The sequence below is a fragment of the Oribacterium sp. oral taxon 078 str. F0262 genome, from assembly GCF_000160135.1.
Lineage (GTDB): Bacteria > Bacillota > Clostridia > Lachnospirales > Lachnospiraceae > Oribacterium.
This window is the reverse complement of sequence record NZ_GG729933.1, coordinates 349321-375652: the sequence shown is the minus strand read 5'-3', so window position 1 is coordinate 375652 and position 26332 is coordinate 349321. Positions and strand designations below refer to the sequence as shown.

Genomic DNA, 26332 nt, shown 5'->3' with positions numbered 1-26332 from the left:
AATTAAGATAGAATTTCACCTTCCGGATTTTATCTCCCGCTTTTCTCCCCTCTCTCCCTGAAGGAGGAGCCTTCCCAGACGCCCGTTCAAAAGGAGCGAGACCAAGACAGAGGAGACAAGCTTATCCGTAAAATTTCCCGCGACAGCCCCCCAATAGGTCGCGCTGATCATATCCTTTCCGGACTGCCGGAGAGCCATGATCAGGATATCCGTTCCGGAACCCGTCAGCCCGCCGAAAAGCGCAAGGCGAATCGGGGCACCGATCATAGGACAGATCACAGACAGAAGGAGTCCCGCGACGACAGCGGTAGGAAGGGGAAAGCGCCCATGACTGAACTTCCGACAAAGCGACACGGTGACTGCGACCGCCGCACTGACAAGAGCAAATGGTATCGCCACAGCTCCCCCCACAACTCCCATGAGGAGATTGGTGCTCACACCGGTCAAAATCCCATAGCCCATGCCATAAGCCGCCGAGATGAAAATCGTCCCCAGCGTATCCAGGAAGAGGAGAGGGATCTTCATCGCCGAAACGGCCTCCCCCAATACAACATTGATCACGACCGCCATGGCGCATAAGACCAAAATCCTGGTTTTCTCAGCTCTCATCTCTTTTCCCCCTAAGAAAATCGTCCAGCCTCTTTCTGAAATCCCTCTCCTCTCCCTCCGCATACCAGACGGGAAGCTCTATGAAATCCGTGCTCAGATGAAGCTCGCGCAGCCGCTCAAAAAGAAGCTCCATAAAGACCCCTCTTCTCTCACTCAGCGCGCAGTTCGGGCTTTCCCGGACCGCGATCACCCCCCGGAAGCGGTATCCCTTTCTGCTGCAAATTGAAAGCTCCTTCAGCACCGGCTCCAGAAGGCGGATACAGTGCTCCCTGTAACCGGAAAGACGGGCATAGTCCTCATAGCTCATGGGAGGCCTGTCCGGCCCCAGAAAAAGAAGCTCCGGGCAGGGAAGCTGTATCACTCCATACCCGCTTTTCATAAGATCCGCCGCAAAGGGGAAAGCGCCTCTCGCCCTCTCCCAGCCTCTCAGGACCGCATTTTGATTCAAGATGCAGTGACACACGAGTATCAGCCTTTTCCCCGGAAAATCCATATTTCCCCTCGGCAAAGCAGAAAAATTCCAGAGCCGATCAGCGAAATAAACCATAAACCTCGACTCTGTAAGTGAAATACGATGATCATAAATCAGTTCGGCATCTCAAGCAACTTTTTGCCGCTATATATACAAAGAAACTAGAAATCCTTTGATCTATTTTATTTTTCTATCATTTGGAAAAATCACGATTTCCGCCCCCGAAGATCAGGAAGCAGTCCCATATCAGCTCTCGATGCAGGATGCGGATTTTGTAAAAAATCGGCGAAACGATTTTACAAAGCTGATAAAGCCCGGCGAAGCGGTAAAGCTTATTCCAATCCGGGCCCCTATCCTGTAAAACAGCTGCTTTTAAAACTTAACGGGGATGAAAGATCGATTCATGGAATCAGGAATAAAGGTCATGGAAGGGCACGGTGTCCGGCAGGAGGTGGAAGGAGATCCGCTTCCATTCCTCTGCCTCTCCCTGTGTATGAAGCCGGATGATGCGATCGGCAATGGACAGAGAGTCCGCCATACTGATCGTCGGAATAATCAGTGCAATCCCGTTTTGTAAAAGCATTCTCTGTAATTCCCAGATTCTTTCTCTCTGCGCAAGTCCTGCATTCTTAAAGGGCTGTATGCAAAAAATGAACTTGGGCCTTTGCAGGAGAATCCGATGGTAGACAAGAGCATATTTTTCTCTCTTTGTAAGCTCTCCCGCCGCTTTTCGGGCGATTCCCTTCCCGAAAAGCTCCTCCTGCTCCCTCCGTATTCTATCCCGCATCCTTTTCCGCTTTATGGGATTTCCCAAGGCGAATTCCATGGTAAAGCAAAGATTCTCCATAAAGCTAAGTTCAGGGAAGAGCATGCTCTTATCCGCCTGCTCCCAGATGACCGCGCACTCCCTGTCTCTCCCCGGGCGGATCCTGCGTCCGTCGAGCAGGAAAGCCGCCTCTCTCTTTCTTCCATCCCCCGTCAGGCAGTCCGAAAAATCTCTGTAATCCGCTGAATCCAGGAATTGTAAGACCAGGCATTCTCCCTCTCGGATCGTAAATTCGAAGCCCTGTCTCTCCGTCTTTCCGAGATAGTGCACGCAAAAAGCCGTCATTTTATCCCAAAGCTTCCTGTCTTTTAAATAAAAGTTGATCTGCTTCCGATAATTTTTCGATATGGCGGAGGCGATCCCTTCTCCTTCTCTTTGGTCTTTTGCGATCTTCATGATCTGCCCGTCCTTCAGGAAGGCCGTCCGATCGCAGATCATCTTGAGCTCCTCATAATGCGGGCTGATCAAAAGAAAGCTGATTCCCCTCTCCCTGTAATATCTTATGATCTGATATAATTTTTTGAGCTCCTCCTCGCTGAGCACAGCTCCCAGCTCATTGAAAATCATAAGAGAGTGTCCCGCTGTGATGCCGCGGATGATTTCTACGATAATCCTCTCAAAGCTCCCCAGGCTTTCCACGGACGAACGGGGGTCGATCTCTAAAGAAAGATCTTCAAAGATCCCTCCCAGTCTCTTTTCCAGAACGCGGTTTCGAATGATCCAATCCCGGAAGCCCCTTTGATAGACAAAGATATTGCTCAGCACCGACTGTCCCTCGATCAGGGAGCTCTCCTCTGAGATCAGACTAAGCTGCGGCGTCCTTTTTTTCGCTCCGCTCTCCTTCCATGAGTTAATGAGCTTTCCCCGGAAATAGATGTATCCATAGTAGATCGGATCATTTTCGAGTAAGAGCTTGAGAAGAGTCGCTATGCCAAAATGATTGATCGGGAGCAGTCCCATAATTTCCTCTTGCATGATACAAAGATCAAAATTCTGCAAAACGGGATTGTCCTGCCCCAGATATGTCACCTTTTCCATGCGAAGAATTTCACATCTCAAGATTTCCGCTCCTCCCTGAATACAGCCGTCTTTTCTCGGAATTTTCCTCTGCTTCTCTCCGGATCAGGGGCAGAGTGATCTCCACATCCGTACCGATATCCTCCACAGAGAAAATATGCAGTCCATACTCTTCCCCGAAGAGAATATGAATACGCTGATTGACATTCGAAAGGGCAATCCCCCCTCTGCCCGTCCCGGTAATTCCGGCCGAGAGCTCCTCCCTGGCATCTCCCAGTCTTTTCCTGAGCTTCCTGAGGTGCTCCTGATCCATTCCGACCCCGTTATCGGAAACCGTGAGCAGGAGCCCTCTGTCCGTTCTCTCGATCCGAATCTCTGTGCAGCCCTGCTCCAGCTTCAGCTCCGTCCCATGGATAATGCTGTTCTCCAAAATCGGCTGCAGGCTCAGCTTTGGAATCATGCATTTCAGAAGAAAAGCCTTATCCTCCTCATCCATGAGAATCCTCATGAGAAGGCGATCCCCGAAGCGGTATTTCTGGATTTTGAAATAGGTATTGCAGTTCTCAAGCTCCTCCTCCAGCGTCACCAGATCCTCCGTATTGCTGATCGTGTATCGAAAGAAAGCGGCCAATGCCTCTGTCATCTCCGCCACCTTATCCAGCCCGGCGATCAGCGCCTCGCTGCGGATGCCGTCCAGAGTATTATAAAGAAAATGAGGGTTGATCTGATTTTGCAGAGCCTGGTACTGCGCCTGCCGTTTGCTCTGCTCCGAAAGCTCCGCGGAATTCAGGATCTCCGATACCAGCTCCAGCTCCCTTTTATTCATCGGTGTCAGAGCGGGCAGCTCCGCGCAAAGCTCCGTTAAAGCGGCATAGCCTCGGAGAACCCGCTCAAGCCTCTCCTCATAGAAGCGGTAAGGGCGATAAATGCAAAGGAAAAAGAAAAGAGAGAGGAGCAATAGAAGAAAGAGCAGAAAGACAGCGCGAAAGCGAAAAAAGGATGCCTCTCCGGAGCAGAAGAGATCCGTCGCGATCACAAGAAGGAATAGAGCAAGAACGATGAACAAGAAAAAAATGATCTTGAGAGAGATCGCTCTCTTCCCCCGCCTCTTCATAAGAGCTCCCGGCTTCCGACCGCAGAGGCTCGATAGACGCTCGGTCTCATCCCGGATGTCTCCTCAAAGATATGGGAAAAGTGCTTTGCGTCATTATATCCCACTCTCCGGCAGATTTCCGCCACGGAGAGGTTTGTCTCTCTCAAAAGCTCCTTCGCCTCATCCATCCGCACATTGATAAGATATCTGGCAAATCCGATTCCCATCTCTTTTTTAAAGAGATTACTGAAATAGGAAGATGTCAGGCCCACGCTCTCACTGACGCTCTCCAGAGTAATCTGCTCCTGAAAATGGATCCGGATGTATCTTCTTGCAAGGCGTACGGCATGATGCGCTTTTTCCTTCTCTGACTCCCCTTCCCTCTCGGATTCCTCCTTCCTCTCCTCTCCCCCTCCGCCCCCGATCAAAAGCTTCAGCTTTTCCAAGACCTCGTTCAGCTCCTGCCTTTGGATCGGCTTCAGCAGATAGGCGAAAACTCCCTCCTCGATCGCGGTCTTCGCATAATCGAAATCCGCGTAGCCGCTGATAATGACCGTCTTTAGGGCGGGCGAAAGCTTTTTGGCCTCCCGGATCAGCTCAAGCCCCGTGAGACCGGGCATGCGGATATCCGTAATCAGAATATCCGGGGGACTCATCGCAATTTTTTCCAATGCGGCCGGCCCGTTTTCCGCCGTGCCGCTAAGCTCCATGCCATGCCCTTCCCAGTCTCCCAGAATCTGAATCAGTTCACAGATTCTTTTCTCGTCATCGGCGATCAGCACCTTTATCATCTCATCTCCCGCATCATCCCATCCACCGCCACAGACAAAGCCGCATAGTCGCCGATCCGATCTCCCAGTTCCGCCGCTCTGATCCCGCAGATTCCGGCGGGACCACTCAGTGCCTCCTCCGATATCACTCTTCGCATCTCCTCCGAAAACAAGTCCTCACAGCGCTCATAGATGCTTCCGATCACTATGATATCCGGATTCAGAAGATCAATCAATATGGATAATCCTCTCCCCAGCATCAGAGCGGATCTTCGAAACACAGAGCGCGCAAAGGGATCTCCCCGGCGCGCGGCCTTCGCAAGGAGCTTTGCGCTCAGCTCTTCCGCACGCAGCTCTCTTCCCTCCCACAGAAGCTTTTCTCCCCTCTGCCTCCTCTCCAAAAGAAGCGTCCTGGCCATTTCCGAAATCCCGCCTCCGGAGCAAAAGCCCTCGAAGGATCCCTCCTTTCCATAGCCCACAGGCCCATACTCCGACATCCGGATATGTCCGATCTCTCCGGCCATTCCGCTGCTCCCCTCATAGAGACGTCCGTTCAGGATGAAGCCCGCGCCCATGCCGGTGCCAAAGGTAAGAAAGATCATATTATCCGCCCCTCTCCCCGCCCCGAATCTCCATTCCGCAAGGGCACAGGCATTGGCGTCATTCTGTAAGAAGGCGGGAAGTCGGAAATGCTTCGTCATGATTTCGCATATCGCGATCTGATCCCAGCCCGGGAGATTCGGCGGGGACAGAATGATCCCGGCTCCGCTGTCAAGAGGTCCTCCGCAGCTGATTCCGACAGCGCACGGTCTCTGTCCCCCAAAGGACGAAAGCATCTCCTCCGAAAGCCCGATCAGTGCCTCTATGCACTCTCCTGCCGTCCTCCTCCCCGCTTCCGTTTCTATCGCCTCGCGCTTTAAAAGCTCGATTTCCGCTCCCCGCTCTCTTCCAAAGACCACAGCGGACTTGCTGCCGCCGATGTCAAGCCCCATATAAAGTCTTTCCATCTCTCCCTCCATATCCGCTGATGAAATCAGGATAATGAGCGCGCTCCCAAAGGCACGAAACGCCGCCGCTGTGCGTAAGGAACGCGGAAAAAGCGAAGCGTAAATCCGCGAATCCCTATGCCTCATCCCGAAACTGATCGACATTAAAATCAGAAGATAAGCAGTGTTTCCTTCTTCGAAAGCAAAAGCAGCTTTGAAAAAACAGGGCAGCTTCCCGGAAGCGGCCCCGTCTCTTCGATGATTTCACGGCACAGCGGCAAAACTCCGCGGCCGATGCTGTTTCGTCACTGCCGAAATTCACTCTATTGGATATTGCTCTTATCCAGCACAGAGACTCCGGTATCCGTGACCTTCCCTCCCAGTGTCTTTCCATTCAGAACCTCTACGCAGGCATCCACGCCGAGGCTTCCCATCTTATCGGGATTCTGCGCCATGGTGCAGAGCAGATAGCCGTCCTGTACGAGTCCCTTGATCGTATCTGACTTATCAAAGCCCACACCGACGATATCCGAATTTCCGGACGCCTTGATCGCATTCCCGGCACCGGCCGTAGAGCCCTCATTGGCGCCGAAGATTCCGACGACTCCCTGCGTAATATAATTTTCCGCGATGCTCTGTGCCTTTGCGGCATCACCGTCACAATACTGCGTCTCCAGAAGCTTGAACTTCGTCCCCTCGAAGGCCTCCCGGAAGCCCGCATCGCGGTCCACCGTCGACTGAGTAGAGGCATTCGTGCTGATGATTCCGATATCACCGCTCTCGATCCCCTTCGCCTTCAAGGCCTTCAGCATCTCCTCTCCCGCGCTTTTTCCCCCTTCCTTGTTATTGGTCGAAAAGCTCGCCTCCGCATCCACATTGGCCGGAGAATCGACATAGACCAGCTTAATTCCCTTGTCGATCGCCTCCTTCAGAGAACCGGAGATCGCGTCCGGCCCGTTTGCGGCGATCATGATCGCATCATAGCCGCCGGCCACCGCATTGTTCACGCATTCAATCTGCTTCGAATCATCCTTGGTGTCCGGGGACATGAAATCCACCGTCACGCCGTCCTTCTTCGCCGCCTCCTGCGCTCCCTTATTGAGGTTGACCCAATGCTGGTCGATGGAATCCATGGTGATCAGGGCGATCTTATAGGGCTTGTCCGCCTTGACCGCCTCCGCATCTGCCCCGGCCGCAGACGATCCCTCCTCCTTCCCCGTATCCGCAGGAGCAGAGCTCTCCTCGGTTTTAGGGCTGCTCTCTAGCTGCTCTGTCCCCTTCGTTCCCGCAGACGAACATCCGGACAGGAGCGCTGCCGCGATCACTGCGCTGCTCAGAAATACCGCCAAAGCTTTTTTCATGATTTTTCCTCCCTAAGCATAAACTTCTATCCTACCCCGGCCTAAAGGCCGCTGCTTCCTCTTCTGAAATATATAATGATTCCTCTTCCCCCGCGTATGCCAAAGGGAAGAGAAGCTTTCCGTCATGCTGCTTCACAGTCCTCAGTGACCTGCGGGACGGCGCCTGCCATAGCGCACAAGCACATCCGTGAGAACAGCCAGTACGACAATCACTCCGATGACGATCCGCTGAATCCCAACCTGCGCTCCCACCATATTGAGTCCGTTTTCCAGAGTCTGCCAGAGAGCGGCTCCCGCAAAGGTTCCAAGAAGAAGCCCTGAGCCCCCAAGCGGTGATACGCCTCCGATGACTCCCGCCGCGACGCCGTACATTTCGTACATGTTTCCGGCCTCCATATTGCCCATACCGGCCTGTGCGCAGAGGATATAGCCCACGATAACCGCACAGAATGCGCTGATCAGATAGGCCTTAATCGTAGTCGCCACGATATCCACTCCCGAGAGCCTCGCCGCGTCCGCATTGGAGCCGATCGCATAGATATGCCTTCCGACCCGGGTTTTCCCCAGAAGAAAATAGAAGATAAGGAAAAGGAGGAGCGCGATCCAGAAGGTATTATAGATTCCGAGCGTTTTTCCGTAGTAGAAAAAGCCCTGAAAGCGGTCCCCCTCCCCCTTTCCGAGAACGGCCGCGATATTATCCGTATTGCGGTTTCCGTTTACCAGATAGCCGATCCCGCGCGCAACAAACATGGTGCCGAGCGTGGCGATAAACGGAGGCAGCTTGAACTTCCCCACCAAAATCCCGTTCAAAAGTCCGATCAAAAGCCCGAGGCAGAGAGTCAGAAAGAGTGCCGGAATCAGCGGAATACCCCTCGTCATAAGCGTCGCGCTCATCATCGCGCTCATCCCCACCACCGATCCGATGGAGAGGTCGATATTTCCCGTGATCATGACGACACTCTGTCCCAGTCCGATCAGAAGGTATTTCGACATGGAGCGGAGCAGATTCAGGATGTTCTGAAGGGACAGAACCTTCGGATTGATCAGGCCAAACACGATATATATGATGATGAGGCCCGCAAATGCCGTCAGAGCCCCCCCCATTCCCCGGATCTCCAGAAGCCTTTTGGGCGCGTTCTTCTTCTCTTTCATATCCTCTCTCCATTTCCCGCAAGGCTCTGTGCCTCTCATATTTTCTTCTCAAAGGCTGTCGCAAGCTTCAAAATCTCGCTCTGACTCGCCTCCGCCGCGCTGAGCTCTCCGGTGATCCGCCCGTCGCAGATCACGAGAATCCGATCCGCAAGTCCCAAAAGCTCCGGCATCTCCGAGGATACAAAGAGAACCCCGATCCCCTGCTTTTTCAGGCGATTCATCAGCTGATAGATTTCCACCTTTGCGCCCACGTCGATCCCGCGCGTGGGTTCATCAAAGATCACAAGCCTTGAATTTCTGAGCAGCCATTTCCCGACCACGATCTTTTGCTGGTTTCCCCCGGACAAAAGTCCGGCCTCTGTCTCCATCCCCGGTGCTTTGACCTTCAGATTCTCGATCGCTTCCCGGCAAAGCGCGCGTTCCTTTCTGGAATCAATCACTCCGAATCCCCGGCAGATCCTGTCCAGATTCGGAAGCGCCAGATTCTGCCGGATGGAGAGCCTCGTGCAAAGTCCGTCCTTTCTCCGATCCTCCGGGGCTAGTACGATTCCCGCCCGGATGGCATCCCCGGGCTTTTCGATCTTAATTTCCCTCTCGTCCAGATAAAACGATCCGCTCTCCCGGAGATCCGCACCGAAAATTGCCCGCGTAAGCTCCGTCCTCCCGGCCCCCATGAGTCCCGCAATCCCGACAATTTCCCCCTCATAGAGAGAAAAGCCGATATTTCTTACCTTTCTCCCGGCATTGAGATCCTTCACTTCGAAAATCTTCCTGCCCTTAGCGCGGTCTATTCTCGGATACTGCTCCCTGATCTCTCTTCCCACCATGAGCGAGATGATATGATCCATGCTGTATTCCGAAAAGCTGCCGGAGGAGACCATCCTCCCATCCCTCATGATGCTGACTCGATCTGCGATGTGAGAGAGCTCGTCCAGTCTGTGGGAGATATAGACGATCCCATGTCCCTGCTCCTTCAGCTTTCGAATGATCCGAAATAATTCCTCGATCTCCCGGCTGCTCAGCGCCGAGGTGGGCTCATCCATGATCAAAATCCTGGCCCGGACAGAAAGAGCCTTCGCGATTTCCACCATCTGCTGCCGGGAAACCTGCAGCTCACCCGCAATCCTGTCTGCCGGGACAGAGATCCCGAGCTCCTCCAGATATTTCTCCGCCTCGCGGTTCATCGCCGCATTGTCCAGGAAGATCCCGTGTCTTCGCTCCCTGCCAAGGAAGATATTTTCCGCCACTGTCAGCTGATTGCAGAGATTCATCTCCTGATGGATGATCGCCACTCCCGCTTCCCGCGCGGATTTCGGGGAGAGATCACCGTAATTTTTCCCGAGGATACAAAGCTCCCCGGCGTCTCTCCCGTGGATCCCGCTGAGAACCTTCATGAGCGTCGATTTACCCGCCCCATTCTCCCCCAGAAGGGCCATGACCTCTCCCGCTTCCAGCTCGAAGTCCACCTGATCCAGGGCGAGAACTCCGGGAAAGGTCTTCGTGATCCCCTTCATTGAAACAAGCTTCTCCATCGCTCTGCTCTCCCCATGGAAAAACCGAAATAATCCCCAAAATACTATCGTATATCCACGAATTTATGATCTCTATTTCAATTATAATCCGATAAGCGGGGAGGCATAGTCCGGAAAACTTATTATTTCCGGTGAAATTTTTGCGATATTTTCTCCGGCACAGAAATAAAAAGACGGCGTCCCCGGTAGATTCGGAGACGCCGCTTATTCCAAAGCTCCGGACTGCTTTCCAAAGGAAGGAAGCTCCAGGCTGCTTTCCCAAAAGCATGCCTTGCCATGCTGCCCGCATGAGCAATGAAACCTACGCATTAAAAAAAGCGCGAGACGGGAATCGAACCCGCGACCTTCTCCTTGGCAAGGAGACGTAGTACCACTCTACTACTCGCGCATACTCGAAAGCAAAAGCTTTTCTGAGAATGCCCAGAACCGGAATCGAACCAGTGACACGAGGATTTTCAGTCCTCTGCTCTACCGACTGAGCTATCTGGGCAAGAGCGGGTGATGGGAATCGAACCCACGTATTCAGCTTGGAAGGCTGACATTCTACCGTTGAACTACACCCGCATTTCGCGCCCTCAGTCTCAAGGGCACGAACGATATTCTATAAGATGTCCAGGCTTTTGTCAAGGCGAAATCTCAGGAATTTGCCGAGCGAATTTGCGGCTGAAGGTATTCTCTGGGATTCCCGCTTCCTTGCTGCCTTTACCTGACCGATTGATATGTTCATATCCCAAGTGTATTTCATTTAGGGCATCACGATATCCGGCAATCTCTGCCTCGTTGTGGTTTAGTGGTGCACTGTTCTGATTCACAATTTCTGCGATACGCTCATCACTGGTCACAATCCCTTCAATAGCATTGGAACTCTTAACGGACTGCACTTTTGCAATAGCCTCCAATTCCGTGAATACACAGATATGTTCCTCTTTTCGAACACTTGCCATGGTTTTCAGGGAAGCAATGCTTGCCGTAATATTCATGAGCTTTGCAGGCAATAGTCCGTTATTAAGAAAAGAATAATCAAATCTTCTCATTAGAGGCCCCTATCTGCACATAATTATACTCTCTTATATGCAGATAATTCTTGGTCTTATGCAGATACAGTGAAACTTGAAGCACACCTGTTTTTGGGAAAGACCGCGCTTTATTGCGGTGTGCTTCCCGTTTCCCGTCAGGGATTCTACTGCTTCTTAAAGCGCCGGGATGATCCCGGGAAATAAGTCCGATTCCTCGGAGCACCTTTGCTGTCGCTGATGTAAAATACAGAGGACTACAGGGTTGTATTGAATAATACTTTCCCAACCGATGAGACTATATAACAGCCTATACGAAACCTGCTTTTTGGGCTGATCCCTATATTTCCGTTTCCGGCTGGCCCGTTTCAGTCAGATATGGCACCAAAAGCCCTCCTTTTTGACACTCAGCTCCTTGAATTCTGTCGACAATTCTGTCGACATTTCAGGCATGTTTCTCTTGGAATATAGTCTAATATATGCTATTATCAGACTATACGAAAGGAGAGACCTGTTATGCCGATTCCACGTGAAATTCTAGATGTCCCGCGCCCTAAGAACACAGTTGTCATTGCTTATGGGAGCGGCAAAAAGCGATACGCTGTCCGCCGGCGTGTCGGCTGCAGAAACGCAGGCGGCCGACATCTTCCGGTGAACGGTCCTACGATCGGCCACATCGTTGATGGTGCCTATGTTCCAATCGAAAAGAGTGCTCCGCAGGACGTTTCTCTTTCGCCGATTGATCTGAAGGATTGGGCCAGTGTCGTCCTCTGCGACCGATTGTTTAAAAGCATCCAGGATGAACTGTTTGCCGTATACAGTCAGAGTGACGCAATGAAGATTTACTGCATCTCACTGCTGAGGGTTTGTGACAAAGGCATCCGTGACTTTGAGCTTAAGGAGGCATATGAGACCAGCTTTCTGTCAGAACGGTATCCCGACGTATCCTTATCGAAAAACACGGTATCGACCTTCCTGAACGATCTTGGAAAGACGATGTCCCGCATCGTTACCTTTATGAGGAACCGGACAGCCTCTGTCTCCCCGGATCACCATCTGCTGGTCGATGGAACGCTCAAGTCGGATGAATCCAAAGTAAACTCTCTCTCCGATTTTTCCAGGAAAGCCCGGACCAAGGGGACAAGAGATATCTCTGTTCTCTTCGCGTTCGATCTGGAAGCGATGGAGCCGATCTGCTCCAAGTGCTTTCCCGGAAATATGCTGGATGCCACTTCCTATGAAGCCTTCATCAAAGAGAACCAGATCACCAAAGGAATCATTGTCGGTGATAAAGGCTTCCCGGAATCCGCAGCTCACGAGGAGTTTGAAAGCCATCCGGATCTGCATTATCTTAACCCGATAAAGCGTAACTCCAAGCTGATTGCGCGGCACTCCATGCTGGACTTCACGGCGATCCTGCCCGGCTATGAAGGCATCACTTACCGCAAGGAAAAGTGCGTTGGCATCGACAAATGGCTCTATTCCTACCGGAGCAGTGCCAAGGCCGCCAAAGAAGAAAGTGACTGGCTGCGCCGGGCAAAGAAGGAAAAGACCTACAGCCTTGAGAATCTCAGGGAGAAACAGAAGACTTTCGGCACGATCGTACTAGAGTGTGATCTGGATCTTCCTCCGGAGATTGCCTGCAAAGCTTATGACAAGCGCTGGGAGATCGAGCTCGTCATGCGGTATTACAAATCTGCCTGTGAATTCGATGAGACCCGCGTGCAGGACGACTACTCTGTGATCGGCAGTGAGTTTTGTAATTTCCTTTCAACGCTCCTGACCTTTCGCCTGATCGATGCCTTTGACAAGGCAGGTCTTCTTGAGGATTACACCTACAGAAAGATCTTCTCCGTGCTAATCCGGGCGAAGAAAGCGCGTGTCGGAAGCGAAAACTGGCAGCTTGTACGGAGGAATCCTTCTCACCTGGATCGTCCGAAGACTGAAGCACCATCCGATCAGGCGGAGCAGCCGGTAAAGCGTAAACGCGGCAGACCGCCGGGCAGCAAAAACAAGCCGAAGTCAGCTCCGCCTGAGCCATCAATGTGACAATAGGTCACTGAAGAGAACATCCACCTAAGACTATGTCATTGTCGATATAGTCTCACTGGTTGGGAAACTACTATTTGATATTTCTCCCAACAAAAAAGCAACCGTCCTCCGGCTGCTCTTTTGCTGCTTTCTTGTTTACGGTGTGATGGTATAGCTCTTATCAAGGAGCGGCCCGTTCACCAGATTGTCGACATCCTGCACCCGCAGGTTGAACTGCAGTTCCTTGATCTCCGCCTCCGGGATCGTGAGATCCTGATACGTGATAAACCCGAACAGGGACTGTCCCGGACCCACCTCAAAGTAGCGCGTTGTGCTACGCGTCTCTCCGTTCACGCTGCCCTTATCGCTGTTGATATAGAGCCGCTTGTTTGTCTTATTCCGGAGATAGAAAAACACATTCTCATTCCCGAATTGGTCCTGCTTGCACTCTGTCACGACTGCTTCAAAAATCTCATTGTCATCAAGCTGCTTGTAGCTGTCATTCGGCGCGAAAACATAGTTCACTTCCTTGTTCTCGCCGTAGGGATAAATGTGGAACACATCGGTCTCCCCCTTCTGATTCTTCGCATTGCTATCCACAATCGCAAAGCGGAAGGTCAAATCACCGAAACTCTGTAAGCTGTAGGTGCTATTCTTTTGGAAGATCAGATTGACCTGCTTTTCCTGTCCGGGCTCAACGGTCTCGCTGATTCCGCTCGTTCTGAGCACAATGCCGTCGCCCTCCAGGTTCTTTAGCACAAAGACATAGCTCTTGTCCGCACTCTTATTCTGCAGCGTGAGCTGCAGGTATTCCTGGTCCTCGCCGACATTTCCGTAATTGACGATTTTGACGCCGTAGTCTTCCTTGTCCACTGCCTGAAACGGGGTGATCTGAAACGCGGGTTTCTCCCCTTTTTCCTGCTTCTCAATCTCAGCCCCACTCCCCGCGGTCAGCGTGGTTTCTGCGCTCTCTGTAAGCGCAGTGGTCTCTGCGCTCTTTGCGTCCGCCTTCTTGCCGCCGCAGCCCGACACAAAAAGTGCCAACATACATGCCAGTGCAAATACTGTGCGCTTTTTCATCTGTCTCCTCCGTTCTGTAAGGTTTACGCGCTCACCGGGAAAGCATAGCACGCCCCGTCAAGCTTTACAATATTATCGCGATTGTTTCGCATGATATCCGTCGTTTTATTCAAAATATGCTCACTGCGACAAAAAAGGCAGCCCCTCGGGACTGCCTTACGGTTTACTGTTCCACGGTATAGGCCTTTTCGAGCGCCGGATGCTCCGACATCACGAAGGTATTCCCCTCATCCACAAAGAGGTTGAAGCTCAGATTCTGAATCGCCTCGACCTTCGTGTCCTCAACGTAGGAATGATCCCAGAAAATCGGGACAAACGCGGACTGTCCCGCCCCCACAACATGGAAGTTATTCATTTCAATCGGGATGCCGTTGACTGCGCCGCCCTGGATATACAGGGTAATCAGCTTATCGGAACGGTTCTCGAGATAGAGGTTCAAGATGTAATTGCCGTACTTGTCCTTCGTGACACCGGTGTTTGTCGCCTTGAAGTACGCGTTCTCATCGAGGAGCTTATCGCCTTCCTTTTCCTTCCAAGTATAGTGAACCTTGCTGTTTTCTCCGTTCGGGTAGATGTGGAACACATCATCCTTTTCCGGCGTATAGACCGAGAGCTTCGAATCCTGAACCAGGAAGCGGAACTCGAGGTCGCCGAAATCCTGAAGCTTATAGTTCGGGTTCGCCCGGACCTGGAGCTGTACCGGAACCTCCTGCCCCGGCTCCACGACCTGATTGATAGGGCCGTAGAGGCGGATGCCGTCTCCGGTGAAGGAATCCAAGAGGAAGCGATACGATACCGTCTCGCTTTTGTTCTGCAACCTGAAGGAAATAAATCCATTGTCGTTCGGGTCCATCATATACCCATCGACGCGGATGCCGTAATCCTGCTTGTCGACGGCCTGGAAGGACTGAATGGTAAAGGGCTTTTCTGCCTCGCCGCTCGTCTCGCTCGCCGCTACAGTCTCGCTTGTCGCTACGGTCTCGCTCTTCGTCTCCGCTTTTTTGCCGCCGCAGGCAACGAGTGGAAGCGCAAGGGTCAGCGCAAGGGTCCATGTCACAAATCTTTTCATATACTCCTTGTATGATGATTCCAGAAGCTAAATCAACTACAACTTTCCCAACGGTTGGACTATAGGAAAGCCTATACTTTCGCTTCTGTAGTTGCCGCCGTTATTACTTGGTTTACCTGTCCGCTCGTAAAGCCCTGAAAACTAGCCTTTCTGAGCATCCGTATCTTGAAAATCTGTCGACATTTTCCGCCCCGTTTCCTTGATATATAGCCTAATTAGATGTATAATAAGGCTATACAAAAGGAGGCCTGAAAGTGCCAATTCCGAAAGAAATCCTCGCCGTAGAACGCCCTAAGAACACAGTCGTTATCGCATATGGCAAGAACAAGGACCGGTTTGCAGTCCGTCAGCGGGTCGGCTGCAGGAACATCGATGGAAGACATCTTCCTGTCAATGGCCCGACCATCGGCCACATCATTGACGGCCGGTATGTTCCGATCATAAAGGAGACCACCGCTCCCGTCAGCCAGGCCAGAATCGACATGAAAGACTGGGCGGACATCATTCTCTTTGACAATGTTTTCCGCAGAATGTTGCCTGAACTCCAGAAAGTTTACTGCCAGGCTGACGCCCAGAAGCTCTACTGTATTGCCATCCTCCGGGTCTGTGACCCCGGGATCAAGGACAACGAGCTGAAGGCTGCATATGACGACTGTTTTCTATCGGAGCTGTATCCCGATGTAGCACTTTCAAAGAACACAGTGTCTGCTTTCCTCCAAAATCTCGGCAAGGCTGTTTCAAAGATCGTGCAGTTCATGCGGAATCGTACAGCTGCTGTTTCAATGGATCATCACCTCCTGGTCGATGGGACTCTGAAATCGGATGAATCGAGTGTCAATTCCCTCTCCGACTTCTCCTGGAAGGCGAAAATCAAAGGACGCAGAGATATTTCCGTTCTGTTTGCCTTCGACCTGGAAGAGATGGAACTGGTCTGCTCCAAGTGCTTCCCAGAAAACATGCTGGATTCCACTTCTTATGAATCCTTCATTACTGAGAACCGGATCACAAAGGGCATCATTGTTGCTGACAAGGGTTTCCCCGAATCAGCCGCTCACGAACAGTTCGTGGAGCACCCGGATCTGCATTACCTCAATCCGATCAAACGGAACTCCAAGTTCATTGAACGGCATCACATGCTTGACTTTACCGGAATCCTGCCCGGCGATGGAAGCATCACCTACCGGAAAGAGAAGTGCGAGGGCCTTGATAAATGGCTCTACTCCTTCCGGGACAGCAGCAAAGCTGCCGCAGAAGAACAGGACTGGCTCCGCAGGGCAAAGGAGAACGGGACCTATGACCTGGACGTTCTGAAGAAGAAGCAGAGGACCTTCGGGACCATCGTGCTGGAGTGTGATCTGGATATCCCGCCGGAAGTCGCTTATAAGGCTTACAGCAAGCGGTGGGAGATCGAGATCGTCATGCGGTTCTATAAATCCGCCTGCGATTTCGATGAGACCAGGGTCCATGATGACTACTCCGTCATTGGCAGCGAGTTCTGCGATTTCCTTGCTGCCGTCCTGACCTTCCGCCTGCTGAAGACCTTCGGCCAGGCGGGACTGCTGGAACGCTACACTTATAAGAAACTGCTTTCTATCCTGGTCCGGGCCAAGAAAGCCCGCCTGGATCGGGGGGACTGGCAGTTGATCCGGATCAACCCTTCCCATACGGTGATCCTTCAGACACTGGGACTACTTCCCAAGCCGGAAGAACCGCCCAAGAAGAAGCGTGGCCGCCCGAAAGGAAGTAAGAATCAGACCAAGTCTCCGAAAGAGAAATCGGAGCAGCCTGTCGTAAAGCGGAGACCCGGCAGGCCCAAGGGAAGTAAAAACAGGCCCAAGCCTACAGGGCAATCATAGTCGACTACATGCCCCCTTGGGGATGTATAGTCTCATTGATTGGGAAAGTTGTATTTAATGTCAACATTGTTTGGAGATCAATTACTGATGCTGGAGTGAAACGCTGATTTCCGCATCAGCTTCCGGAAATGCTGTATCTCAGCTTGATCCCGGCTCCCTTATTTCCGATCAGCAGCCTGAATTTCCCCCCGCTCGGATAGATCATGGAGGAGACGGCATATCTTCCATCAAAGAGGAAGAGCTCCAAGACATTCCCGTCCCTGATCAGCTCAAAGGGGATCTCATTCTCCCCTCCGATCTCTGCCTTATAGAGCTTTCTGCCGTTTCTGATCCAGGGATCCGCCTCCGTGAAGTCGGTGCTGATGCTGCCAAAGAGAAAATCCAGGCAGACGCGGATGCAGTGGGAGTCCTCGTCCATGAAGCGGAATTGAATGAGATTCGTGCCCATGCTTCTCTCTATGCTTCCCCGAATCCGGACAGGCTCCTTCCCCCGAAAGAGCTCCGCCGATGTCCCTCTCGCTATCTTCCGGATCAGCTCCCCTTCCTCCCGGGCGGCATCGTCTATATCGGAATACGGCCTCATTTTCAGCGCCCCATCCCGCGCTTCCGACAGAAGGCGGGGGTAGGAGAGCACGCCCCGGTAGCCGTCTTCCTCGGACGGGCCGTGGTCTCGGATCCACGGCATCCACTCCCAGCCTCCGAGCCAGGCCATGGAGATGAGACGGCCGTACCTGTCCCTATAGACCTGCGAAGCATAGTAATGAGGGCCGAAATCCAGGGTCCCGGAGCTCTCCACATAGAAGATGCAGTTTTTGAAATTGATCATCCCCATCATATAGATCGTACTCTGAAAGTCCGTCCGATTCATCGGCGATGCCGTGATGACCCAGTGATCTCCGAGCGGAAAAATATCGGGGCACTCAAACATGCTCCCCTCCCCGTCCTTCGCTTCGTAGAGGATGCCGTCATAGTCCCAGTGAAGGAGATCCTCGGAATGAAAGAGGTAGATCCTGCCATGGCTTCTCCGATCCTCCGCGTCGCCGCTCGATCCTCCGCAGAGCATCTGCCAGCGCCCGTTGTGGTAAATCACCTTGGGATCTCGGAAATCATGACTGTCCGGGCAGGGACAGCGTCCGATCAGGGGATTCTCCGCCGCCCTCTCAAAGTGACAGCCGTCATCCGAGTACGCCATGCACTGCGTTTGGAAGCTCTCTCCGTCCCTCGAACTCACCGCCGTATAGAAGGCATAGAGGCGATCCTTATATACGATGAGCGATCCGGAAAAGCAGCCGCCTCTTTGCCAGAGCTCATACTCCTTTTCCGGGAGCAACGCTGCTCCGCACTCCTCCCAGTGGATCAGATCCTTGCTCCTCGCATGCCCCCAGTGCATCATCGCCCATTCATTTCCGTAGGGATTGCATTGGAAGTAGAGATGATACTCTCCCTTGAACCAAACGAGCCCATTGGGGTCATTGAGCCATCCCTTTTTCAGGGCGAAATGCCACTTCGGCCGGATAATATCTGCCCTTCCCGTCATGATTTCACCGCCCCCAGCGTCATGCCCGCCGTCATCCTGCTGTTTAAGGAGAAATAGATGAGAAGCGTCGGCAGGATGGAAAGGGCGATCGCCGCGTAGGTGGCGCCCCAGTCCTTTAATCCCCGCGGTCCGATAAAATCCTGGAGGCCGATGGAGATCGTCTTCAGCTCGGCGCTGTTGATGAAAACGAGGCTGAAGGTATAGTCATTCCAGACGGTGATGAAATTCATGGCGAGAACCGTCAGAATGGTATTCAGGGAAAGCGGAATCATGATCCTTCCGTAAATTCCGAAGATACCGCAGCCGTCGATCACCGCCGCCTCTATGATCTCATCCGGTATGAAGCGGTAAAAGTTCACAAAGAGCATGATGGAGACCGGGAGCTGGAAGGCGAGGAGCGGGAGAATCACACTGATTCTGGTATCGATCAGTCCGATTTTTGCGAACATGGTAAAGAGGGGGATCAGCGTCACCGAATAGGGAATGGTCAGACCGATCAGAAAGTAGCGGTACAGAGCCCTGTTTCCCTGAAACTTCATCTTCGCTATGGCAAAGGCCGCCATCGAGCTGAAGAGCACGATGAAGCTCAGAGAGAAGAAAGAGATGATGGCGCTGTTTTTGATATACGTAAGAATATGGCTTTTCGTAAATATCGTCACAAAGTTTTCCAGGGTCAGGCTCCTTGGGAGCGCAAAGGGAGCGCTCAGGAGCTCGATATTCGGCCGGAATGCTGCGAGCAGCAGCCACAGGATCGGGTAGGCCTGAATCAGCAAGAAGGCAGCCATCAGCGACCAGTAGAGCACTCTTTTCGTCCTCTTAATGAGATAATACCGCATCCTCTCCCCCTATATCTCTTCTCGTTCCATATAGCGGCTGATCAAAAGGACCGCTACGATACTCAGTATGACGATCACGACCGCGAGCGCACTCCCGTATCCGTAGTCCCGGCTCGTAAAGGCCTTCTTGTACATATAGGTCGCAAGAATCTCCGACCTGTGATTGGGTCCCCCCTTTGTCATATTCATGGGCGCCGCGAAGCCGCGGAGCGCTCCGACGAGACTCAGGATCCCGGAGAGCAGAATGACATTTGTGATGGAGGGGATCCTCACCTTAAAGAGAAGCTGTGTCTCACTCGCCCCATCGATGCGGGCCGCCTCGATGATATCCGGAGAGACGGAAACGAGCGCCGAGTAGAAAATCAGCATATAGATCCCGATGTACTGCCAGCCCTCCACGGAGGCCACCGCCGGAAGCACCGTCCTGTATTCACTCAGAAACGCGATCGGAGCGAGACCGAAGAGCTTCCGGAAGATGTTGAAAAGCCCGATCGGCTCATAGGAATAAAAGCTGGTAAAGAGCTGCGCGACGGCGATCACGGTGATGACAGACGGAATATAGTAGACTGTCTGGATAAAGCCCCTTCCCTTCTTCAGATAGGTGAGAAGCAGGGCGATCAGAAAGCCGATGCCAAGCTGCATGAGCATCACGATCAGGATATAGACCAGGTTATTGCTAAGGGCCCTCACAAAGACCGCATCGCGCATCAGCTTCGCGAAGTTCCCGAGGCCTATCCATCTTTTTTCCCCAAGCCCATCCCAGTCCAGCACGCTGTAGTAGAACGTGAGTGCGATCGGAATCATGACAAGGACGGAATAGACGAGCAGCGCCGGAGACAGGAAAAGCGCAATCGCCTTTTTATCACGCAAAACTTTCATAAACACTCCTATACCGTGCGGCCTGCATTCCCCGATGCAGGCCGCGAAAGGCTGCGGTAAAAGCTCCGATAAAAGCCTCGATAAAAACCTCGAAGGGGAAGAGCCTCTCCCCGGAGAATCAGCGATTATTCTCCAGCGCCTCGTCGACCGCCTTCCGGAAATCCTCCGGCGTCTCCTCTCCCATGCAAAGCCCGGGAAGGTTATCGTTTATGACGGAGACCACGTCCTCCTTCAGTACGACATCCCAGGGACGGGCCGCTGTCTCGCCGATCTTCGACGCATCCTCCATGACCTTTACAAAGAGCGGGTCAAACTTGCTGCTGTCCCCTGTCTCGACCTTCTGCGGCGTCATGTGCTGGTGAGAAAAGTAGACCTTACTGTAGTTTTTCACGATATAGCTCAGATAGTCCTTGTACTCCTTGTCGAAGGACTTCGGATTGACCGCGAGGCCGATCCCGCCGAAGGCCCAGTACTCATTCGGCTTTGTCACGGCTCCCTCGCAGGAGGGCATATAGAAATACCCGAGCTTCAGCTTTTCCGGGCGCTTCTCGTCCGTGAAATAATTGAGCTCCCAGGTGCCGGTCGGATACATCGCGACCTTTCCGCTCAGGAAAAGATTTAATCCGGTGGCGACATCCGTCGTCGAAAAGCCCGGCTGAAAGTACTGACCGATCTCCGCCATGAACTCACTGGCCTTCACTCCCGGCTCCTCCTCCATCTTCGCCTCTCCGGATGCGAGCCGGTTCAAAAAGTCATTGCCGCTTAGGCGGAAGGGATAGGTGGCGAGAAGCCTTAAAAGCGGCCATCCGTCCCCTCCCCCGATTCCGAAGGGGGTATAGCCCTTCTCCTTCAGGATTTTGCAGTCCGCGAGGAGCTCGTCCAATGTCTTTGGAGCCTCCGAAATCCCCGCATCCGAAAAGATCTCCGTATTGTACCAGATCATCTCCGTGGAGAACTCCAGGGGCAGGGTATAGAGCTTTCCGTCGGAGGTCCTGCCGTAATTCAGGGCGAGCGGGATATAGCTGTCCTTCTCCCCGATCTCATCCAGAAACTGATCCATATCCGTCAGCATCCCCTGATTCCCAAGCTCTACGGCATAGGGGGAGGCGTCCAGATCAAACATATCCGGCATCTGCTGCCCCGCGATCATCGTGCGGAGCTTCTGGTCGTAGGAGGACCGGTCCGCATTGCTGTCGATGATGAGCTTGATCTTTCCTCCTTCTTTGTTGTAGCTGTCCGTGACCTCCTGAAGGGAGAGCAGGGTATCGTCCGAGGAGGACCTGGAGGAAAAGTAATGGATCTCCCTCTCGGCCTTCTCAGAGGAGCTTCCCGCCTCCTCCGTCGATGCCGCTTTTCCCCCTCCGCTGCAGCCTGTGAGAAGTACTGCCGATGTGAGGACAAGGCCTCCGATGCATCTCATTCGCCTGGAAAACATAAAACCTCCTATCATAAATAAATAATTCATAAATGATTATTCGCTTCTCGCATAGATGCGGATATGCTCCATACTGACGGCTCCGTCCTGTACAAAAAATCCCCAGTGCGTCCCCTTCCCGGAATAGGCCCTCGCGCTGAGCGCCAGCTCGTCATTGACATAAAGGCAGAGTATGCTTTTATCGGAGATCAGCCGGATATGAAGCCGCCGATCCGGGAGCTTTCGATAGTCCAGCGGCCGCTCCAGCTCAATCAGAAAGGGCTTGTCTCCGTCGATATACCACTGATTGACCCCCTTCTCCCTCCGCGGCCAGCGGTCCATGACCACCCGGTTGTAGAATGGCTCAAAGCGGAAATAATATCCCTCGGAGAGAGCGGTATCCTGACGAAGCGAAAGTCCGAAAACTCTGCTTCCCTCAGAAAATGAGAGATCCGCCTCTATCATGCAGCTCTCCGGCATGCCGTCGAAGCTGATGCGGCTTTTTCCCTCCCAGTTCTCTGCCTCTATCCTTTCCCTAAGCGCATCCTCCGGAGTGATATCCTTTTGGAAAAGGGCAGTGAGAGCCTCCGGGGGCTGCACAGTGAGCCTCTTACCCTCCTTTTGCGAGAGCCGATGCATATGCAGGGAGCCTCCCCACTCATATTGTCCGAAGTCCGTCTCCCCCCGTCTTGTCGGGATCCAGGCAAAGGCCCATCTCTCTCCGTTTCGCTCCGCCGTCTTCGCCGCGTAAAAGGCCCTCCCGTCCAGGCTGTCCTCGATCGGCGCCCTCCACGGTCCGTGAAGGGAGTCCGAGACCCGGTAATGTGTCACGAACTTTTCCGAGAAGGTAGAATACAGAAGATAATACTTCCCGCCCATGCGAAAGAGATCGGGGCATTCGTGCGTCATATAGGAATCCGGTTGATAGAAGGGCTGCTGCGCCTCCCAGTGGAGGAGATCAAAGGAGCGGCAGAGCCCGACGCAGCCTCCGCTCTGTTCGCTCGCCCCCCGAAGCCTGGCCGCAAGAAGCATGTAGTAGCACTTCTCCTTCTCCTCATAAAAGACATAGGGATCCCGCCAGTCATAGGGCTCATAGATTGACTCATCCGCACTGAGCAGGAAGTCCCTGTCCTTCTCCCAGTGAATCAGATCCCTGCTCACGGCATGCATGATATACTGCATCGGACGCCCGTCCCTGAAATATTTGGGATTGTAATTATTCTGCGCCGTATAAAAAATATGGAATCTTCCTTCCCTGTCGGAAAGGACAGAGCCGGTGTAGCAGGCGTAGTCGGCATCCTCATATTCCCCGACCGGAAGCACGGCTCCGCAGTCCTCGATCTCGACCCCATCCTCCGTAATCAGAAGATTCCAGCTCGTGCGGTAGCCATACTCATCCTCCGTATTTCCCTTTCTCTCATCGTGGAGATAGAAAATATAGAATTTTCCGTCGTGCGAAAACGGGATCGTATCTCCGACCCAGCCGTTTTCCGGTCTGTAAAAGATTTCCTTCATGAGCGGTACTCCTTCTTTCCTTATACCGCCATCCTAGCATCTTTCCCTCTGCCCTGATATCCGCAGAAACAACAATGTTTTCAATCCTTGATTGTGCAAGTGATTGTTTTCTTGCATTTTCACCGGAAATATCTTATCATTTTCATAGTTATCTTCTTTGTGTCGATTTGTTTTCATAATCAAAAATCAGAAAGGGAAGCTATGATAACGATCCATGAAGTGGCGAAGGCCGCGAACGTGTCGATATCGACCGTGTCCAGAGTGATGAATCAAAGCGATGCGGTCTCGGAGGAGACCAGAAGGAAAGTTCTGAAAGAGATCCGGGAGCTCGGATATCTCCCGAACGCATCCGCGAAGAAGGCCGCCCGAAAATCCGTAAAACTGATCGGCGCGCTCTTCCCCGACATCTCGAACAATGTCTTCGGGAGAATCCTTCAGGGGATCAACAGCATTGTCTCTCCCCTGGGCTACAACATTATCATCTGCGAGACCAACGGCGAGATGGAAAAAGAGATCCATTTTCTGAATGTCCTGAAGGACAAGCAGGTGGACGGCGTCATCATGGCCAACGTCCATATCCCGGAGGAGCAGCTGATGTGGATCCACAAAAACCAAAAGCCTGTCATCTACGTCTGTCAGGATATCCCAGACTTTGCCCTGAGGACCCCGTCGAGCTCTGTAAATATCGACAACAAGCAGGCTATGTGCGATATGGTGCGCTTCCTCTATGAGATGGGGCATCGGAGAATCGCCTTTATCGGAGGGCCGCTCCACGATCTCTCGGCCGGGAAGAAGCGCTATGACGGCTTTATGAAGGGGATGCGGGACTGTAATCTCTCGATCCATCAGGACATGATCTGCTTTCAGGAGGACTTCAGCATCCGCTCCGGCTACAGGGGCATGCATCAGATCTACGAACAGTCCGCCCTGATCCCGAGCGCCGTGATATCCGCCTGCGATAATATGGCGATCGGCGCGATCGGATTCCTCTACGACAATGATATCTCGGTTCCCGGGCAGGTCTCCGTCACGGGTGTCGATGATACCAATCTCGCAAGTGCGATCCGCCCCTCGCTGAGCACCATCCGCCACGCCGACTCGGACACCGGCGTCAAGGCGGCGAGGCTTTTGCTGGAGCATATCGCAAATCCCGATTTCAAGGGAGGCGCCTTTCAGCTTCCCTACCAGATCCTCAGAAGGCAGAGCGTCCGGCAGCTCCTGCGCCAGGATACGGCATAGTCAAAAGTCCCGGAGGATCAAAAGATATCTGTCCGGGATGTCGAGTATTCGATCTGTCTGGCTCCGGCATAATCCGGCTTTAAAGATATCCCACATAAAGAAAGAACAAGCGCAGTAGCTCCAAACACAGGCCGGATCCATCTAAGGCTCGGTAATTACAGCTATGAATTGGCGGTACCGCTTGGACAGAGATGCCCAAGCGGTACCGCCGCACAAAACAGCGAAGTGGCTCTCAAGCTTCCGGACCGGCGGCTCCGCCGCACAAGAATCATCACTCTCCGACCTTGTTCCTGCTTTTTCTCCATCTTCGAATAGTCAATCCCACTATCAGGTAAAGGATCGTGGGAACTATCCCTACAGACAGGGAAAAGAAAATTGCCTGACTTTTTTCTACAGACACGATTTTCATCAAAAGCAGCGGATTTATCACCGCATCTTCCATAGTGTGTGCAATGACTAAAGGCCATAAGCTTTTGGTCATTCTGAAAATTTCGGTATACATTACACTCCAACATGCAGTCACGATAAAACCTATCAGAAAAAATGTCAGCCGTCCAACAGGTAAAACATCATAAATTTCACTTTCCGACAAAAATACCATGATATAAGGCAGGTGCCAGAACCACCATATAAAACCTACAAGCAGATAAATTTTAAAATCGGGCAGTTTCAGCTTTAACAGCTGATTGGTAAGATATGCTCTCCAAACGGATTCTTCAAAAATATTTTTTATAAATTGAGTCGCAATTTGGACAAGTAAAATTCCTATATAGGCTTTAATAGTTATATTCGTATCCGAAAGCCGGATACCGCCTGTCATTTTCCCAAGCATGACAGCGATAAAAGTTACCGTAGGATATATCAAAAAACTGATGAGGTACATCATTTTATTGTTTTTTAAGTTAGGGGCAAATCCGGCATTTCTCCAGCCGTCTCCTCCGAAAGTACGAAGAATTATAGTACAAATCATTGGAGATATAAGCCATAGGACAAGCCCTAAGGATCCGTCTCCTCCTATATCCGTTCCGATATTTTCATAATGAGCCTGATTCGTTGCCAAATCTATGAGATAGGCTATCCATCCGCAGATGCCGCAAAAAATCGCAAAGATAAGTATATTGCGCCTGATTTGTTTTACATCATTCATCTTGATCTCCTTTTTCGGCTTGATAATATTCCGTACTACAACTTTTTCCTGAGCCTTTTGAACCACTCTATATTAAATTCCGTAGTATCAATACCGTAATCCAACGTTGCCAATGTAAATTTGCTGATTTCTTTTATCTTGTTGGACAGCTTGCTTTTGTTGTAAAGGGAGTTCATTCTTTCCCGATACTGCTTATCCCGATTCAGATCTTCTTCAAGCTGCGATTGTTCCCCGTGGATATCTATGGATTCTCTTAATTGCAGCAGCGACCTATACTCTTCTTCCAAAGAAAGAATGATCTTATCAATCAAAATTTCCCGTTCCTTTTTTGATACATAACCCATAAAGAGAAGTTTAGCCAGATCTGCATTTCTTGTCTTTGAAGTATCTATCGGAATCTTCAGCCATTCGAGCAATTCTTTCTGTCCTGCTTCAGTAATTGCGTACCTCTTCTTATTGACTCCGTTTTCCACCACTTCTTCAAAAGTAACCATCTCCCTTTCAAACAGCCTTTTCAGTGCCGCTTGTATACTTCCGAGGCTGTCACTGCACATTGATTTAAAACTATTTTTGATGACGTTTTTCATTTCATACGCTGTCATTCTGTGCAGCATCAAAATTCCCAAAATTATTTTATCCATAACTCCTCCTTCATTTTATACCTTATAGTATCATACCTTTTAGGTATGTTCAAGAGTGTTTTTAAAATAGATTTCAGGCAGAGCGTCCGGCAGCTCAGATAGAAAGAAGCGGATAAAAAATCGAAGCTGTCGGAAATTCCGACAGCTTCGACTGGAAGGATCGAAGGAAAGCGTGAGATCACACGGAAAAATGCGCGGTCTATCCTCCCGCTTTGATATCCCGGGCCCGCGGAAATTCTAATCCGCGGGCCTTTTAG

Annotated in this window: 22 protein-coding genes and 3 tRNA genes; 3 read left to right on the top strand and 22 right to left on the bottom strand. The window is 51.9% G+C overall.

Annotation, left to right across the window (positions count from 1 at the left end):
* Nucleotides 1-15: 15 nt before the first annotated feature.
* The 13 genes from GCWU000341_RS01690 to GCWU000341_RS01625 all read right to left on the bottom strand — a co-directional run bounded on the left by GCWU000341_RS01690 (nucleotide 16) and on the right by GCWU000341_RS01625 (nucleotide 10852).
* Nucleotides 16-609 carry a CD3073 family putative ECF transporter S component gene (locus GCWU000341_RS01690; protein ID WP_009213949.1) on the bottom strand — a complete coding sequence of 198 codons (594 nt, stop codon included), beginning with the start codon at nucleotides 607-609 and terminating at the stop codon, nucleotides 16-18.
* Nucleotides 599-1102, bottom strand: coding sequence for a CD3072 family TudS-related putative desulfidase (locus GCWU000341_RS01685; protein ID WP_040653225.1), 504 nt, complete (start codon nucleotides 1100-1102; stop codon nucleotides 599-601). Before GCWU000341_RS01685 ends, GCWU000341_RS01690 begins: the two co-directional genes overlap by 11 nt.
* A gap of 388 nt (nucleotides 1103-1490) precedes the next feature.
* Entirely contained in the window at nucleotides 1491-2966 is a 1476-nt protein-coding gene (locus GCWU000341_RS01675; protein WP_155812558.1) for a hypothetical protein, read from the bottom strand.
* Nucleotides 2956-4038, bottom strand: coding sequence for a sensor histidine kinase (locus tag GCWU000341_RS01670; protein ID WP_009213945.1), 1083 nt, complete (start codon nucleotides 4036-4038; stop codon nucleotides 2956-2958). Before GCWU000341_RS01670 ends, GCWU000341_RS01675 begins: the two co-directional genes overlap by 11 nt.
* Nucleotides 4035-4808: a response regulator transcription factor gene (locus GCWU000341_RS01665; RefSeq protein ID WP_009213944.1), complete on the bottom strand. Its 774-nt coding sequence runs from the start codon at nucleotides 4806-4808 to the stop codon at nucleotides 4035-4037. The genes GCWU000341_RS01670 and GCWU000341_RS01665 overlap by 4 nt, the downstream gene beginning before the upstream one ends.
* Nucleotides 4805-5794 (bottom strand): ROK family protein, encoded by a 990-nt coding sequence (locus tag GCWU000341_RS01660; RefSeq protein ID WP_040653221.1) that lies wholly within the window; start codon nucleotides 5792-5794, stop codon nucleotides 4805-4807. Before GCWU000341_RS01660 ends, GCWU000341_RS01665 begins: the two co-directional genes overlap by 4 nt.
* A 302-nt stretch (nucleotides 5795-6096) precedes the next feature.
* Nucleotides 6097-7134 (bottom strand): ABC transporter substrate-binding protein, encoded by a 1038-nt coding sequence (locus GCWU000341_RS01655; RefSeq protein ID WP_009213941.1) that lies wholly within the window; start codon nucleotides 7132-7134, stop codon nucleotides 6097-6099.
* Nucleotides 7135-7275: 141 nt separating this feature from the next.
* Entirely contained in the window at nucleotides 7276-8286 is a 1011-nt protein-coding gene (locus tag GCWU000341_RS01650; RefSeq protein WP_040653219.1) for an ABC transporter permease, read from the bottom strand.
* 35 nt (nucleotides 8287-8321) lie between these two features.
* Nucleotides 8322-9818 carry a sugar ABC transporter ATP-binding protein gene (locus tag GCWU000341_RS01645; RefSeq protein WP_009213939.1) on the bottom strand — a complete coding sequence of 499 codons (1497 nt, stop codon included), beginning with the start codon at nucleotides 9816-9818 and terminating at the stop codon, nucleotides 8322-8324.
* A 316-nt stretch (nucleotides 9819-10134) separates the two neighbouring features.
* Nucleotides 10135-10206: transfer RNA gene (locus tag GCWU000341_RS01640), tRNA-Gly, on the bottom strand.
* 29 nt (nucleotides 10207-10235) lie between these two features.
* A tRNA-Phe gene (locus tag GCWU000341_RS01635) sits at nucleotides 10236-10308 on the bottom strand.
* 3 nt (nucleotides 10309-10311) lie between these two features.
* Nucleotides 10312-10382 (bottom strand) — tRNA-Gly (locus tag GCWU000341_RS01630).
* A gap of 59 nt (nucleotides 10383-10441) precedes the next feature.
* Nucleotides 10442-10852: a hypothetical protein gene (locus GCWU000341_RS01625; protein WP_009213936.1), complete on the bottom strand. Its 411-nt coding sequence runs from the start codon at nucleotides 10850-10852 to the stop codon at nucleotides 10442-10444.
* A gap of 630 nt (nucleotides 10853-11482) precedes the next feature.
* Here GCWU000341_RS01625 and GCWU000341_RS01620 point away from each other — a divergent pair.
* Entirely contained in the window at nucleotides 11483-12880 is a 1398-nt protein-coding gene (locus tag GCWU000341_RS01620; protein WP_242651593.1) for a transposase, read from the top strand.
* Nucleotides 12881-13018: 138 nt separating this feature from the next.
* On the opposite strand, the gene GCWU000341_RS01615 is transcribed toward GCWU000341_RS01620, so the two are convergent.
* Both GCWU000341_RS01615 and GCWU000341_RS01610 read right to left on the bottom strand, forming a co-directional pair.
* Nucleotides 13019-13942 carry a hypothetical protein gene (locus GCWU000341_RS01615; protein WP_009213934.1) on the bottom strand — a complete coding sequence of 308 codons (924 nt, stop codon included), beginning with the start codon at nucleotides 13940-13942 and terminating at the stop codon, nucleotides 13019-13021.
* A gap of 163 nt (nucleotides 13943-14105) precedes the next feature.
* Nucleotides 14106-15011, bottom strand: a complete 906-nt coding sequence (locus tag GCWU000341_RS01610) for a hypothetical protein (RefSeq protein ID WP_009213933.1) — start codon at nucleotides 15009-15011, stop codon at nucleotides 14106-14108.
* Nucleotides 15012-15265: 254 nt separating this feature from the next.
* Here GCWU000341_RS01610 and GCWU000341_RS01605 point away from each other — a divergent pair, with 254 nt between their 5' ends.
* Nucleotides 15266-16867, top strand: a complete 1602-nt coding sequence (locus GCWU000341_RS01605) for a transposase (RefSeq protein ID WP_009213931.1) — start codon at nucleotides 15266-15268, stop codon at nucleotides 16865-16867.
* A 115-nt stretch (nucleotides 16868-16982) separates the two neighbouring features.
* On the opposite strand, the gene GCWU000341_RS01600 is transcribed toward GCWU000341_RS01605, so the two are convergent.
* The 5 genes from GCWU000341_RS01600 to GCWU000341_RS01580 form a co-directional block, all read right to left on the bottom strand.
* Nucleotides 16983-18404 carry a glycoside hydrolase family 32 protein gene (locus GCWU000341_RS01600; protein ID WP_009213930.1) on the bottom strand — a complete coding sequence of 474 codons (1422 nt, stop codon included), beginning with the start codon at nucleotides 18402-18404 and terminating at the stop codon, nucleotides 16983-16985.
* Nucleotides 18401-19240 (bottom strand): carbohydrate ABC transporter permease, encoded by an 840-nt coding sequence (locus GCWU000341_RS01595; protein ID WP_009213929.1) that lies wholly within the window; start codon nucleotides 19238-19240, stop codon nucleotides 18401-18403. Before GCWU000341_RS01595 ends, GCWU000341_RS01600 begins: the two co-directional genes overlap by 4 nt.
* A 9-nt stretch (nucleotides 19241-19249) precedes the next feature.
* Nucleotides 19250-20119, bottom strand: a complete 870-nt coding sequence (locus tag GCWU000341_RS01590) for a carbohydrate ABC transporter permease (protein WP_009213928.1) — start codon at nucleotides 20117-20119, stop codon at nucleotides 19250-19252.
* A 118-nt stretch (nucleotides 20120-20237) separates the two neighbouring features.
* Entirely contained in the window at nucleotides 20238-21554 is a 1317-nt protein-coding gene (locus tag GCWU000341_RS01585; protein ID WP_242651592.1) for an ABC transporter substrate-binding protein, read from the bottom strand.
* 36 nt (nucleotides 21555-21590) lie between these two features.
* Nucleotides 21591-23048: a glycoside hydrolase family 32 protein gene (locus GCWU000341_RS01580; protein ID WP_009213926.1), complete on the bottom strand. Its 1458-nt coding sequence runs from the start codon at nucleotides 23046-23048 to the stop codon at nucleotides 21591-21593.
* A 201-nt stretch (nucleotides 23049-23249) separates the two neighbouring features.
* Between GCWU000341_RS01580 and GCWU000341_RS01575 the strand changes: the two genes are divergently transcribed.
* Nucleotides 23250-24287 (top strand): LacI family DNA-binding transcriptional regulator, encoded by a 1038-nt coding sequence (locus GCWU000341_RS01575; RefSeq protein WP_040652896.1) that lies wholly within the window; start codon nucleotides 23250-23252, stop codon nucleotides 24285-24287.
* Between the two features lie 271 nt (nucleotides 24288-24558).
* Here the strand turns inward: GCWU000341_RS01575 and GCWU000341_RS01570 are convergent, their stop codons facing one another.
* On the bottom strand, nucleotides 24559-25434 hold the full coding sequence (locus tag GCWU000341_RS01570) for a CPBP family intramembrane glutamic endopeptidase (protein WP_040652893.1): 876 nt from the start codon (nucleotides 25432-25434) through the stop codon (nucleotides 24559-24561).
* 35 nt (nucleotides 25435-25469) lie between these two features.
* On the bottom strand, nucleotides 25470-26075 hold the full coding sequence (locus GCWU000341_RS01565) for a PadR family transcriptional regulator (protein ID WP_009213923.1): 606 nt from the start codon (nucleotides 26073-26075) through the stop codon (nucleotides 25470-25472).
* Between the last annotated feature and the right edge of the window lie 257 nt (nucleotides 26076-26332).

What these genes read in the sequence shown, in the direction of transcription:
- GCWU000341_RS01610 (WP_009213933.1), bottom strand. Translation starts at nt 15,011, where the DNA reads ATGAAAAGATTTGTGACATGGACCCTTGCGCTGACCCTTGCGCTTCCA.
- GCWU000341_RS01565 (WP_009213923.1), bottom strand. Translation starts at nt 26,075, where the DNA reads ATGGATAAAATAATTTTGGGAATTTTGATGCTGCACAGAATGACAGCG.
- GCWU000341_RS01575 (WP_040652896.1), top strand. Translation starts at nt 23,250, where the DNA reads ATGATAACGATCCATGAAGTGGCGAAGGCCGCGAACGTGTCGATATCG.
- GCWU000341_RS01615 (WP_009213934.1), bottom strand. Translation starts at nt 13,942, where the DNA reads ATGAAAAAGCGCACAGTATTTGCACTGGCATGTATGTTGGCACTTTTT.
- GCWU000341_RS01585 (WP_242651592.1), bottom strand. Translation starts at nt 21,554, where the DNA reads ATGTTTTCCAGGCGAATGAGATGCATCGGAGGCCTTGTCCTCACATCG.
- GCWU000341_RS01685 (WP_040653225.1), bottom strand. Translation starts at nt 1,102, where the DNA reads ATGGATTTTCCGGGGAAAAGGCTGATACTCGTGTGTCACTGCATCTTG.
- GCWU000341_RS01595 (WP_009213929.1), bottom strand. Translation starts at nt 19,240, where the DNA reads ATGCGGTATTATCTCATTAAGAGGACGAAAAGAGTGCTCTACTGGTCG.
- GCWU000341_RS01645 (WP_009213939.1), bottom strand. Translation starts at nt 9,818, where the DNA reads ATGGAGAAGCTTGTTTCAATGAAGGGGATCACGAAGACCTTTCCCGGA.
- GCWU000341_RS01670 (WP_009213945.1), bottom strand. Translation starts at nt 4,038, where the DNA reads ATGAAGAGGCGGGGGAAGAGAGCGATCTCTCTCAAGATCATTTTTTTC.
- GCWU000341_RS01660 (WP_040653221.1), bottom strand. Translation starts at nt 5,794, where the DNA reads ATGGAAAGACTTTATATGGGGCTTGACATCGGCGGCAGCAAGTCCGCT.
- GCWU000341_RS01665 (WP_009213944.1), bottom strand. Translation starts at nt 4,808, where the DNA reads ATGATAAAGGTGCTGATCGCCGATGACGAGAAAAGAATCTGTGAACTG.
- GCWU000341_RS01600 (WP_009213930.1), bottom strand. Translation starts at nt 18,404, where the DNA reads ATGACGGGAAGGGCAGATATTATCCGGCCGAAGTGGCATTTCGCCCTG.
- GCWU000341_RS01570 (WP_040652893.1), bottom strand. Translation starts at nt 25,434, where the DNA reads ATGAATGATGTAAAACAAATCAGGCGCAATATACTTATCTTTGCGATT.
- GCWU000341_RS01690 (WP_009213949.1), bottom strand. Translation starts at nt 609, where the DNA reads ATGAGAGCTGAGAAAACCAGGATTTTGGTCTTATGCGCCATGGCGGTC.
- GCWU000341_RS01590 (WP_009213928.1), bottom strand. Translation starts at nt 20,119, where the DNA reads ATGAAAGTTTTGCGTGATAAAAAGGCGATTGCGCTTTTCCTGTCTCCG.
- GCWU000341_RS01580 (WP_009213926.1), bottom strand. Translation starts at nt 23,048, where the DNA reads ATGAAGGAAATCTTTTACAGACCGGAAAACGGCTGGGTCGGAGATACG.
- GCWU000341_RS01650 (WP_040653219.1), bottom strand. Translation starts at nt 8,286, where the DNA reads ATGAAAGAGAAGAAGAACGCGCCCAAAAGGCTTCTGGAGATCCGGGGA.
- GCWU000341_RS01625 (WP_009213936.1), bottom strand. Translation starts at nt 10,852, where the DNA reads ATGAGAAGATTTGATTATTCTTTTCTTAATAACGGACTATTGCCTGCA.
- GCWU000341_RS01655 (WP_009213941.1), bottom strand. Translation starts at nt 7,134, where the DNA reads ATGAAAAAAGCTTTGGCGGTATTTCTGAGCAGCGCAGTGATCGCGGCA.